This is a genomic window from Roseococcus suduntuyensis (genome assembly GCF_014196305.1).
Classification (GTDB): domain Bacteria; phylum Pseudomonadota; class Alphaproteobacteria; order Acetobacterales; family Acetobacteraceae; genus Roseococcus; species Roseococcus suduntuyensis.
Map to the genome: position 1 here is coordinate 100,109 of NZ_JACIDJ010000006.1, position 11,869 is coordinate 111,977.

Annotated in this window: 10 protein-coding genes; 5 read left to right on the top strand and 5 right to left on the bottom strand. The window is 71.8% G+C overall.

Annotation, left to right across the window (positions count from 1 at the left end; translation table 11 throughout):
- The first annotated feature begins 1 nt into the window (after position 1).
- From GGQ83_RS15855 to GGQ83_RS15870, 4 genes are all read left to right on the top strand, one after another.
- Complete coding sequence (locus GGQ83_RS15855; RefSeq protein WP_184385763.1) at positions 2-1,771, top strand: hydantoinase B/oxoprolinase family protein; 1,770 nt, start codon at positions 2-4, stop codon at positions 1,769-1,771.
- Positions 1,768-3,054, top strand: coding sequence for an amidase (locus GGQ83_RS15860; RefSeq protein ID WP_184385765.1), 1,287 nt, complete (start codon positions 1,768-1,770; stop codon positions 3,052-3,054). The genes GGQ83_RS15855 and GGQ83_RS15860 overlap by 4 nt, the downstream gene beginning before the upstream one ends.
- 10 nt (positions 3,055-3,064) lie before the next feature.
- Entirely contained in the window at positions 3,065-4,048 is a 984-nt protein-coding gene (locus tag GGQ83_RS15865; RefSeq protein WP_184385767.1) for an isopenicillin N synthase family dioxygenase, read from the top strand.
- A gap of 709 nt (positions 4,049-4,757) precedes the next feature.
- Complete coding sequence (locus GGQ83_RS15870; RefSeq protein ID WP_207018281.1) at positions 4,758-5,723, top strand: YihY/virulence factor BrkB family protein; 966 nt, start codon at positions 4,758-4,760, stop codon at positions 5,721-5,723.
- 12 nt (positions 5,724-5,735) lie between these two features.
- On the opposite strand, the gene GGQ83_RS15875 is transcribed toward GGQ83_RS15870, so the two are convergent.
- Genes GGQ83_RS15875 through GGQ83_RS15895 form a run of 5 tightly spaced genes read right to left on the bottom strand, consistent with a single transcriptional unit; the run spans position 5,736 to position 11,318 of the window.
- Positions 5,736-6,488, bottom strand: coding sequence for an ABC transporter ATP-binding protein (locus GGQ83_RS15875; protein WP_184385771.1), 753 nt, complete (start codon positions 6,486-6,488; stop codon positions 5,736-5,738).
- Positions 6,481-7,452, bottom strand: a complete 972-nt coding sequence (locus tag GGQ83_RS15880) for a FecCD family ABC transporter permease (protein ID WP_184385773.1) — start codon at positions 7,450-7,452, stop codon at positions 6,481-6,483. The genes GGQ83_RS15875 and GGQ83_RS15880 overlap by 8 nt, the downstream gene beginning before the upstream one ends.
- Positions 7,449-8,348, bottom strand: a complete 900-nt coding sequence (locus GGQ83_RS15885; RefSeq protein ID WP_311728492.1) for an ABC transporter substrate-binding protein — start codon at positions 8,346-8,348, stop codon at positions 7,449-7,451. The genes GGQ83_RS15880 and GGQ83_RS15885 overlap by 4 nt, the downstream gene beginning before the upstream one ends.
- Positions 8,342-10,528, bottom strand: a complete 2,187-nt coding sequence (locus tag GGQ83_RS15890) for a TonB-dependent receptor (RefSeq protein ID WP_184385775.1) — start codon at positions 10,526-10,528, stop codon at positions 8,342-8,344. Before GGQ83_RS15890 ends, GGQ83_RS15885 begins: the two co-directional genes overlap by 7 nt.
- Before the next feature lie 4 nt (positions 10,529-10,532).
- Positions 10,533-11,318, bottom strand: coding sequence for a hypothetical protein (locus GGQ83_RS15895; RefSeq protein WP_184385777.1), 786 nt, complete (start codon positions 11,316-11,318; stop codon positions 10,533-10,535).
- 28 nt (positions 11,319-11,346) lie between these two features.
- On the opposite strand from GGQ83_RS15895, the gene GGQ83_RS15900 reads away from it, so the two are divergent.
- Entirely contained in the window at positions 11,347-11,853 is a 507-nt protein-coding gene (locus GGQ83_RS15900; RefSeq protein ID WP_184385779.1) for a Fur family transcriptional regulator, read from the top strand.
- The last annotated feature ends 16 nt before the right edge of the window (positions 11,854-11,869 follow it).

Consider the following 11,869-nt stretch of genomic DNA (forward strand, 5'->3'; position numbering starts at 1 on the left):
GATGATGGACCCCGTCCTGCTCTCCGTCATGGCCAACCGCCTCGACGGCATCGTGCGCGAAATGACGAACACGCTGCTGCGCGCCGCGCGTTCGGCCGTGATTTCCTCCGCGCGGGATTTCTCCTGCTGCCTGGTCACGGGCGATGACCAGCTGCTGGCGCCGGCCGAAGGCCTGCCCGTGCACATCTTCGGCTGCCACATCCAAACGGCCAACATGCGCCGCTATCATGCGGGCGACATCCGGCGCGGCGATGCCTACCTCGACAACGACCCTTACGGCGGCAACACCCACCCGGCCGACCACACCTTCATGGTGCCCATCTTCTTCGAGGGCGAGCACCTCTTCACCTCCGTGGCGAAGTGCCACATGGCGGATATCGGCAACTCCATTCCGTCGAGCTATTTCGTGCTGGCGCGCGATGTGTACCACGAGGGTGCGCTGGTCTTCCCGGGCGTGCGCATCCAGCGCGATTTCAAGAACATCGAGGACATCGTGCGGATGTGCCGGGCGCGCATCCGCGTGCCGGACCAATGGTATGGCGACTACCTGGCGGGCCTCGGTTCCGCGCGCGTGGCCGAGCGCCGGCTGGAGGAGTTCTGCGCGAAATACGGCGTGGCCACCGTGAAGAATTTCATGGCCGAATGGTTTGACTACTCCGAGCGTCGCATGGTCGAGAATATCCGCCGCATGCCGCGCGCGAAGCTGGTGAACAAGGGAAGGTCGGACCCGCTGGAGGGTATCCTTCCAGGGGGCCTGGAACTCACGGTCAAGATCGAGATCGACCCCGACGTGGCGATGATCCATGTGGACCTTTCCGACAACCCACCCTGCGTGGATGTGGGGCTGAACACCTCGCTGGGTGCGGCGACCTCCGCCGTGGTCGGCGCCATCTTCAACGCGCTGGACAAGGATCTCCCCCGAAACGCCGGCAGCTTCCGGCGGCTGACGTTCAAGTATGCGGAAGAGAGCGTGGTGGCCGCGCCGAGATTCCCGCACTCCTGTTCGATGGGCACCACCAACGTGTCCGAGCGGCTGGTGAACATCACCCAATCCGCCTTCGCGCAGCTTGGTGACGGGCATGGGCTGAGCGAGGGCGGCACCGGCCTCGGCGCCGGCATGGCGGTGATTTCCGGCAAGGATCATCGCCGTGGCGACGCGCCCTTCGTGAACCGGATGATGCTTTCCACCAATGGCGGCCCGGCCTCTCCGGTGGCCGATGGCTGGGTGAACTACGCCATCCCGGTCATCGCCGGCCTCATGTACCGCGACAGCGTGGAGGTGGACGAACTCAAGCACCCCATCCGCGTAAACAGCCTCGAGATCGTGCCGGACAGCTCCGGCGCGGGGCGGCATCGCGGCGCGCCGGCGCAGCAGATCGAGCTGGCGGCCACGGGAAATCCCGTCACCGCCGTCATTTCCTGCGACGGGCAGCACGCGCCGCCGCGCGGCGTGGTGGGCGGGCATGACGGCACCGCCGGCAAGACCTGGCTCTTGGGCGAGAATGGCGATGCTGCGCGCCTGCCCAATGTGGTGCAGGTCGCGCTGCAGAAGGGCCAGGCGCTGCGCGGCCGCGACAGTTCGGGCGGCGGCTATGGCAATCCGCTGGACCGCGGCCTGGACCGCGTGCTGCACGATGTGCTGGAGGGCTGGGAGAGCCGCGAGAAGGCGCGCGACGTCTATGGCGTGGTGTTCACCGGCGAGATCGAGGATGAGACGCTCGCCGTGGACATCGCCGCCACCGAGGCGCGCCGCGCGGAGCTGCGCGCATGAACAAGCTGGTTCAGGACCCTGGCCGGGTGCGCGACCTCGGCGCCGCCATGGCGCGCGGCGAACTGACCTCCGAGGCGCTGGTGCAGCGCTGCCTGGACCGCATCGCCGCCGTGGATGGCGAGGTGCAGGCCTGGCTGCATGTGCTGGCCGAGGACGCGCTGGCCCAGGCCCGCGCGCTCGACCGCGAAACCACGAAGCGCGGCCCGCTGCACGGCATTCCCATCGCGGTGAAGGATGTGATCGACGTGCGTGGCCTGCCCACCCGCGCCAACAGCCTCTCCCGCGCCAATGCGCCGCCCGCCACGGCGGATGCCACCGTGGTGGCCCACCTCCGCGCGGCGGGCGCCGTGGTGCTGGGCAAGGTGCACACCACCGAATACGCCTATTTCGCGCCCGTCCCGCCCACCAGGAATCCATGGGATCCGGCGCGCACGCCGGGCGGCTCCTCGGCCGGATCGGGCGCCGCGGTGGCATCCGGCATGGTGCCGCTGGCGCTGGGCACGCAGACGGCGGGCAGTGTGAACCGGCCCGCCGCCTATACCGGCACGGGGGCGTTCAAGCCCTCCACGCTGTCCGTCGGCGGCGTGGGGGTGGTGCCCCTGGCGCCGAGCTTCGACACCATGGGCGCCTTCGGCCAGACGGCACAGGACGCGGCCTTCCTTGCGGCTGGCTTCGCCGCGGATCATCTCGGCCTGCTGGGCGCGCGGCCCACCCGCCCGCGCGTCGTGGTGCTGCGCGACGACATGCTGGCCCGCATGACGGCCTTGGGCACGGCGGCCCGCGTGGACGCGTTTGCCGCCACGCTGAAATCAGCGGGGCTGGAGGTGGTGGAGGCCCGGACGCCTGTCCCGCTGGAGGCCATACTCCTCGCCCACCGCCAGGTCCTGCTGGCCGAGGCCGGACGCACCCATGCGCGGCTGCCGATGGACCGCATTTCGCCACGTCTCGCCGCGGACATCGCCACCGGCCTGGCGATGAGCGATTCCGAGTACCACGCCGCCCTTCGTGACCTGGCGCGGATGCGGCGCGCCTTCTGGGCCGCCTTCGGCGACGACGACGCGCTGCTGATGCCCGCCGCGCCGGATGTCGCGCCCGCCGATGGCACCACCGGCGACCCCTCTTTCGTCATCCCCACCACGGCGCTTGGCGGGCCCGTCGCGAGCCTGCGCGCGGGGCTCGATGCCGGCATGCCGGTTGGAGCGCTGCTCTTCGCCGCCCCGGGCCACGATGCGCGGCTCGCCGGCTTCCTGTTCTCCGACCTCGCCACCGAACTGGACCTGTAGGGAGACTGCCATGCTGCTGAACGTCCCCGTCATCAACGTCGCGCCCTTCCACGGCGGTGACCCCGCCACGAAGCGCGCCATCGCGGCCGAGGTGGGCCGCGCCATCCATGACATCGGCTTTCTCGTCATCACGGGCCATGGCGTGGATCCGGGGTTGATCGCGAAGGTGCAGGCCGCGTCCAACGCCTTCTTCGACCTGGACGCGGCGGAGAAGAACCGCGTTCTGCGCCCGGCACCGGACGTCACGCGCGGCTACATCCCGCTGGAGGCCGAGAGCGTGGGCCGCAGCCAGGGCGTGGACGTCCCGGGCGACCTGAACGAGAGCCTGATGATCGGCCCGGTGGATGTGCCGGACACCGCGTATTTCCACGGCCCCGCCGCGGGCAAGCACTTCCACCCGAACCTCTGGCCCGAGAACCCGCCCGAACTGCGCGCCCTGTATGAGGAATACTTCCGCGCGATGGGCGCGCTGGCCGAGGACCTCATGGCCATGTTCGCGCTCGCGCTGGACCTGGAAGAGGATTTCTTCGCCGCCAAGATCAACCACCACATCAGCCGCCTGCGCGTGCGCAACTATCCCGCGCCGAAGGTGCCGCCAAAGCCCGGCCAGTTGCGAGCGGGCGCCCACGCCGACTATGGCTCCCTCACCATCCTGCGCGCCGAGGACAAGCCGGGCGGCCTGCAGGTGCTGAACCGCGCGCAAGAATGGGTGGACGTGCCCATCGCGCCCGACAGCTACATCGTCAACATCGGCGAGTTGATGGCACGCTGGACCAATGGCCAATGGAAGGCGACACTGCACCGCGTGGTGAACCCGCCAGCAGAACTCGTGGCGGGCAGCCGGCGCCTTTCGCTCGTCTTCTTCCACAACCCGAACTACGACGCGCCGGTGGCGGCCCTGCCCGGCACCGTGCCCGAGGGCGAGGCGCCGAACTTCGCGCCCACCACCTCGGGCGAGCACCTGCGCGCACAGTTCGTGCGCACGCAGGTGTGAGGGGCAGGGGTCGCTGACGGAGACCGGCGCCGCCACCGGCTCGTGGCGCGAGGGCCCTGGGTGACGGCAGATCACGGTTCTGCTCACGCATGGAGGTTTCGACTGCCAAGTGCTCGCAGCGCATCCTCCGACGAAAACCGCCTTCCGCGGTTCGCCGGAAGATGCCGTTAAGATCTACGGGCGCTCCTGAAAGCGTGGGCAAGGATTTGGGCGAGGATAGAGATCGGTTCCGGCTTCCAGCGTTGGCGGCGGTGAGGGGCTGAGGACGGGAGCTTGGGGGGCCTGCCGGAACCGGACACGCCGGGGGCGACGTCGGCGCGCATTGTGCGGAGAATGTTTGACGTCAGGTCCTTTCGCCTGGCCACGTTTCTCCGCCGCATCACCAGATCGTGGTTCGAGTGACAGGTATCTGTCTCCCCTCGGGCCGTCACGCGCGGTTAAGGCGCTGATGTTCCACGCTTCCCCCAAAAACATCCGTATCAGCCCGTGAAATCCGATCTCCACGCGCCACCCGGGCCGCCCTCCGGCGTTGGCTTCGCAGGTAAGGCAGGGGTTCGGCATGGCACGCTGGGAGCGATATGGGGATGAGCGTGGTGGCCGGCGAGGCGACTGGCTCCTGGGCGGGGCCGCGCTGGCGGCGATCCTGGCGATGGGCGCGAAGAGTTCCCTCACATCATCCCCACGCCCGCCTGTCCCGGCGCAGGGGGCGGTGAACCAGCCCGCCAGGAACCAACCCGCCAGTTCGGGCGGCGCGGCGCGCAGCCCGTCCGAAATACCCGCTCGCGGCTGGTGGCAGATCCTGAAGCGCACCGCCCAGCAGGCCAATGAGGACCGGCTGATGATGGAGGCCGCCGCCATCACCTTCTACACCCTGCTGGCGCTGTTCCCCGCGCTGGCGGCGATGGCCTCGCTCTATGCGCTGTGGACGGACCCCGCGACCATCCAGGGGCACCTTTCCGCGCTGGGCGGCTTCGTCCCGGAAGGCGGCATGCAGATCATCGAGGAGCAGGTGTCGCGCGTGACCGAGACCGCCGGCGGCACGCTGGGCTTCGGCGCGGTGGTGGGCCTGCTCATCTCGCTGTGGTCGTCCAACCAGGCGGCGAAGGCGATGTTCGATGCGCTGAACATCGTCTACGAGGAGCGCGAGAAGCGCAGCTTCATCAAGTTCACGGCGGTGACGCTGGCCTTCACCCTCTGCCTCATCCTCTTCGCCATCCTGACCATGATGGCCGTGGTCGCGGTGCCGGTGGTGCTGGGCATGGTGGGGATGGGCGGCACGGCGGAGACCCTGTTGCGCTACGGCCGCTGGCCGGTGCTGCTGATGCTGGTGGGCCTGGTGCTGGCCTGCCTCTACCGCTGGGGGCCGAGCCGTGCGAGCGCGAAATGGCGCTGGGTGAGCTGGGGCAGCGCCTTCGCCTCGGTGGCGTGGCTGGGGGGCTCCGCGGCCTTCTCCTGGTATGTCTCGAATTTCGGCACCTTCAACGAGACCTATGGCTCGCTCGGCGCCGTGGTGGGCTTCATGACCTGGATCTGGCTCTCGGCCTTGGTCATCCTGCTGGGCGGCGAGCTCAACGCCGAGATGGAGCACCAAACCGCCCGCGACACGACCGACGCACCGGACAAGCCGATGGGCACGCGCCATGCGGAAATGGCCGACCATGTGGCGGCGAGGTAGGCGGGGCGCGTCTCAACCGCCCCCGCGGGCGGTCAGCAACAGGCCCCCCTCCGTCCGCACCCGGACGAAATCCACGCCGAAGGCGGCGTCCAGCCGCGCATCCTCGGCCAGGCTCGCCGCCGTCTCCAGCGCCTGCAAGCGGCCCTGGTGCAGCAGGGCCAGGCGGTCGCAGCCGGCCAGCGCCAGGTTGAGGTCATGCACCACCACGGCCACCGCCGCACCCTCCCGCGCCGCCATGCGCAGCCGCCCCATGAGGGCGAGGGACTGCCCCACATCCAGCGCCGCCGTCGCCTCGTCGGCCAGCACCACGCCGGGCCGCGTGGCCAGCACCGAGGCGGCCAGCACGCGCGCCCGCTCGCCGCCGGAGAGGCTTGACCAGCGCCGCTCCAGCAGCCCCGCCACGCCATGCAGGCTGGCCACATCCTCCAGACCCTCGGCGCTGCCGCCCCGCTCCAGTCCCAGGCGCAGCAGCTCGCGCGCCGTGTAGTCCCAGTGCGGCGCGAAATGCTGCGGCAGGTAGCCCATCCGCCGCGCGCGCTCCCGCGCCGGCCAGTCGGGCAGGGGGCGGCCGTGCAGCCGAACTTCCCCTGTGAAGGGGCGCAGCAGCCCGGCCATCAGACGCAGCAGCGTGGTCTTGCCCGCGCCATTGGGGCCGATGAGGCCCAGCACCTCGCCGGGATGCAGGTCGAAGGTGACGTCTTCCACCAGTGCCGCCGCCCCGGTCCTGTAGCCCAGGCCCCGCAAGTCCAGCGCCGCCTCAGCCACGCCGCGCCTCCCGCGCCAGCACCAGCAGGAAGAAGGGCGCCCCGATCGCTGCGGTCACCAAGCCAAGCGGGATTTCCGCGGGCGGCAGCAGGGCCCGCGCCGCGCCGTCGCAGAGCATGGCCAGCCCCGCGCCGATGGCGGCCGCGCGCGGCAGCAGCCCCCGATGCAGCGGCCCGGAGGTCCAGCGCGCCAGATGCGGCGCCATCAGCCCCACGAAGCCCACCAGCCCGCCCCACACCACGCTGACCGCCACGACGAAGGCGCCGGCCAGCACCGCCAGCGCCACGAAGCGCCGCACCGGCAGGCCGAAGGATTCCGCCACGGCCTCGCCCAGGCCCAGCAAATCGAGCCCCCGCGCCAGCGCGAGGCACAGGGCCAGCGCCGCCGCCGTCAGCGCGGCCAGGACTGCCAGCTCCGGCCAGGAGGGCGTCTGCACGCCCCCCAGCGCCCAGGCCAGCACGGCCTGCAGGCTCACCGTCTCGTCCGACAGCGCCAGCATCAGGAAGGAGCGCACCGCCCCCAGCAGCGCCGCGACCGCGACGCCCGCCAGCAGCAACGTCGCGACGGAGGTGCCATCGGCCAGCCGCGCCAGCGCCAGCACCAGCCAGGTGGCCCCCCATGCGCCGCAGAAGGCCAGCATCGGAAGGGACAACCATTGCGGCAGCGGCAGCGCGACCAGCAGCGCCACCGTCGCCCCCACCGCAGCGCCCCCCGCGCTGCCCAGCAGATAGGGCTCGGCCAGCGGGTTGCGGAACACGCCCTGGAACACCGCGCCGCCCAGCGCCAGCAGCGCCCCCACGCAGCCCGCCGCCAGCACGCGCGGCAGGCGCCATTGCCACAGCAATTGTCCCAGGGGCTGCGTGGGGTCGGCCAGCAGCGACCATGCCTCGGCCGGCGTCAGCGTCACCGCCCCCAGCATCAGCCCGGCCAGCAGGCCGAGCGGTGGCAGCAGCCAGGCGATCATGCCGCCGTCCCGTGCAGCAACTGCGCCAGGCTCTCCACCCCGTCCACCACGCGCGGGCCGGGGATGAGGAATTGCGCGCGGCTGACCACGTGCACGCGGCCCGCGCGCACGGCCGACAGCGCCGCGAAGGCGGTGCGGCGCGGGACTTCCGCCGCCTGGTCCGGGCGCCCGGCCACCAGGTAGAAGGCGGGGTCGGCGCGCAGGATGGCCTCGCCCGAGACGAGGGGCGGGCCGTTGGCCGACAGTTCCGGAAACACGCTCTCCCCCCCCGCCAGCCGAATGGCGTCGAAGGAATAGCTGCCCGGGCGGAGGGTGCCATAGACGCCGCGCCCGGTGCTGGAGGTCTCCATGAACACCCGCACGGGCGCGCGCCCCGCCAGCCGCGCCCGCACGGCGCCGAGCCGCGCCTCCAGCCGCGCCACCAGCGCTTCCGCTACGCCCTCCTGCCCCGTGGCCATTCCCAGCAGGCGGAGGTTGGCGAAGACCTGGGGCAGGTCGCGGTGGGTCACCACCAGCACCGGCACGCCGATGCGCGTCATGGGTTCGGTCAGCGCATGGGCGGCATTGCGGGCGGGCGTCATCACCACGAGATCCGCTTCGAGTCGCGCGATGGCCTCGGCCGAGAAGCCGAGCCGCCCGCCCACCAGCGGCAGGCCCTGCACCTCGGGGGGGAAGTGGGTGTAGGCCTCGATGCCCACCACGCGGTCCAGCGCGCCGATGGCGGCCAGCATCTCGGTGTTCGAGGCGAAGATGGCGACGATCCGACGTGGGGGGGCCGCGATGACGACGCGCCGCCCCAGCCCATCCGTCAGCGCGCGCGGCCATGACCCCGCCCGCGCGAAACCGGGGACGAGGAGTGGCGCGGCCAGCAGCGCGCGGCGCGGCAGCGTCAGAATGTGACGCGCATCCCGGCCGTGAACTCGCGCCCCGGCATCGAATTGCCGAGCCCGCCATTGGACAGGCGCGCATCCCCCAGGAAGGGCTGCCCCGCCGTCGCGATGAAGAGCGCGTGGTTGTTCACGTCGAACAGGTTGTTGATGGCGCCGAAGATCCGCAAGCCCGGCGCCTGCTCGGGCAGGGGCTGGAAGCTGCCGCGCAGGTTCCACACCCAGAAGGGGCCCTTGCGGTGGATGTATTCGCGGAAGGGCTCCGCGGCCGGGATCAGCAGGTTCTCCTCGGTGTCGTAGTGGACGGGGCCGCGCAGGATGCCCAGCACCGAGACATCCCAGCGCGCCTGGCCCACCGTGGTGCCGATGGCCGCCTGGTAGCGATACATGCGCTGCGCCGTGCGCGTGTTCACCGTGGGGCCGAGCCGCGCGCCCTCGTCGATCATGTCGAAGTTCCAGGACGCATTGGCGAAGGCCGTCCAGCGCCAGCCCTGGACGCCGAAGGCGCGCGCCATGTCGGCCTGGAACTGCACCTCCAGCCCGCGCACCAGGATGTCGCCGGGGTTGTTCACATAGTCCGAGGTATTGGCCACGCCGGCCCGCGCGCGGGTGGTGATGCGGTCATGGATGGTGTTCTGGAACAGCGCCACATCGGCGCGCCAGCCGGGGCGGAACAGGGCGGCACCGACTTCATATTGCGTGCTGGTCTCGGGGCGCAGGTTCGGGTTGCCGAAGACGCGCCCGCCGCCCAGCGCGGTGAAGTCCGCCGCGAGGTCGGTGGCGGTCGGCGCGCGGAACCCCGTGGCCGCATTGGCGCGCAGCACCGCGCCCTCCGCCACGCGCAGGCTGGCGCCGGCCGACCAGGTGGTGGCCTCGTAATCCGCGCTCCGCAGGCGCAGCGCCGGCAGGTTGGGGGTTGCGTCCACCTGGGTCTCGCCCCAGGTCCGGCGCACGCCGCCGCGCAGCGTCAGCCGGTCATCCCATAGGCGCTGCGACAATTCCGCGAAGAGGCCCAGCGTCCGTTCTGTCTGGTCATTGTCGTAGGGCGGCACCTGGGTGGTGATGCCGCTGCCGGGCAGCCCCACGCGCCAGCGGGTGGAGCGCAGGGTGGAATGCTCGAGGTCGAGCCCCGTGACCAGCTCCGCTCCCTGCCACAGCCGCATGGAGGGCTGCAGGCGCAGGCCCAGTATGTCCAGCGTGCGGTGGTTGCGGTCCGCGTCGGTGCCGATCACCGGCAGGCCGGTGCCCCCCCGCTGGATGGGGGAGCGCCAGCGGAAATGGTCCACGTCGCGCACCGCGTAGAACTGGCCGAACCAGCGATACCGCCCATCCTCCGTGCCGCCATCCAGCGTGACATCGGCCGAGGCGTTGGTGCGGTCGTCGCGGTTGGTGGTGTTCCAGGAGGAGCCGCGGAAGCCCGCATCATAGGTGCCGTCGGTCCGCAGCGTGACGCCCACGCGCCCGAGGCCGGTCTGCACGCCCAAGGCGCCCAGCGCCCCCAGCCGGTTCCATTGCGTGCCCGCCTGCTCGCCCCCGCCGCCCGCGCGGTAGGAATCGCGCCGGCCGCCGGCGAAGCCCAGGTAGTAGTCCACGCCGGCGCCCTCCAGCGCGCCGCCATAGCCCGCCCGGCCTTCGACCAGACCCCAGGAGCCGCCGCGGATTTCCGCCCGCCCGCCCGGCGAGTTCACCCCGTCCCGCAAGATCAGGTTGATGACGCCGCCGAGCGCCTGGCTGCCATAGACCACGCTGGCCGGGCCGCGGATCACCTCGATGCGAGCCACTTCGGAAGGGCTGAGCTTCGACAGGTTCGCCGTGCCCGCGCGCCGCCCATTCACCAGCACCAGCACCTGGCTGCGGAAGTCACGCCCCTGGCCGTCGGTGGCGCCGCCGCGGATGTTGATGCTGGTCTGCGCCGGCGTCCATTCGCTGAAGAAGCCGACCGCGTTCTCGGCCAGCAGGTCCGTCAGGTTTTGGGCGGTGCTGGCGCGGATGGTGGCTTCGTCAATCACCTGCACGGTGCCGGCCAGCGCGGAGCGCGGCTCCGGCCGGCGCGTGGCGGTCACCACCACCTCGTCCAGGCTGGCCGTGGCGGGCAGTCGCACCTCGGGCCCCGTGCCCTGCGCGCGGAGGGAGGTGGCGGGCAGGCCCAGCACGGCCAGCGCCGAGCCGGCGAGGAGAAGCTGTCGCATCGGTTCAGAGATTCCAGAGGAGAAGGGCGGAGACCTTGGGGGCGGCGAGTTCGACGCCGCCGCAGGGCAGGGGGCGCGCGGCCGCCTCCACCGCCGCGCGGCAGGCGGCGTACGGGCGGGAGAGCTGGGCGGCGCAATAGCGCGTGGCGGCGTCGAGCCCCTCGAAGCGCGCGCGGAAGGTCCAGGGGGCGAGGCGGATGTCGTGCGGCTGGTCCGGCCCCAGGGCGGCCATGACGCCGCGCAGCGCGGGCGTCTCGTCCTCGCCATGCAGGGTGGCGGGCAGGGCGCCGGCCAGGCACCAGCGGCGCGGGCCGTGCTGGGCCGGCACCACCCAGGCCACCCGCCCCCGCGCGAGCGCCCGCATGTGGCCGAGCAGCGCGCGCGGCGCCTGGAGCGTGCCGCCGATATTGGCGGCGAAGGCCCAATGGTGCGGGGCGAGGCCCAGCTCGGGCAGGGCTTCCCAGCAGGCGTTCAGTGGGCGCAGGGCGGGACGGCCCGTCCGTCGCAGCCGACCCAGCCTGGCGCGCAGGTAGCGGTTGGGCTCCAGCGCGGTCCAGGCCGCGGTGGCTGGCAGCCAGGGCAAGACCGGGTGGCCGGCACCGGCGCCGATGTCCAGCAGGCTCTCCGGCGCTTCGCCGCGCAGGGCGCCGGCGATGGCCGCGCCATAGTCGGAGCGGTCCAGCGCCCGCGCGTAGAAGCGCGCGGCGTGGTCGGGCCAGACGGAACCTCGGCCCGCATTCGGGTAGAGGCTGCCCTCCGGGTGCTGATCGGGGTTAGACTGCGGTGTCATCCGGCCGATCCTGTGATAAGATCACATCATGTGCAAGAGCATCCCCTTTCCGCGTTCGCTCTCCGCCTCGGCGCGGGGCGAATTTTTCGCCAGCGCCGCCGCGCCGCCGCTGTCGCGCAACCAGGCGCTGGTGATGGGCGTGCTGCGCGCCGAGACGGGCCGGGCGCTCACCGCCTATGAGGTGCTGGAACGCCTGCGCCCCGAGGGAATCCGCGGGCCGCAGACGGTGTATCGCGCGCTGGACGCGCTGCGCGAGGCCGGGCTGATCCATCGCATCGAGAGCCTGAACGCCTACACTTCCGCCGTCAGCGCGCGGCCGAGCTGCGGCTGCACCCCCGCCCCCTATGACGACCACGCCCATCCCAGCGCCTTCGCCGTCTGCCGTGGATGCGGCGCGGTGAATGACCTGGAGGACGCGGCGCTGGCGGCCGTGCTGGGTGTCGCGGCCGATGGCAGCGGCTATGCGGTGGAGCGCAGCGTGGTGGAACTGGTGGGCACCTGCCCGGACTGCGCCCGGGCGGCGATGGAGGCCTGATCGCGCGGCGTGAATG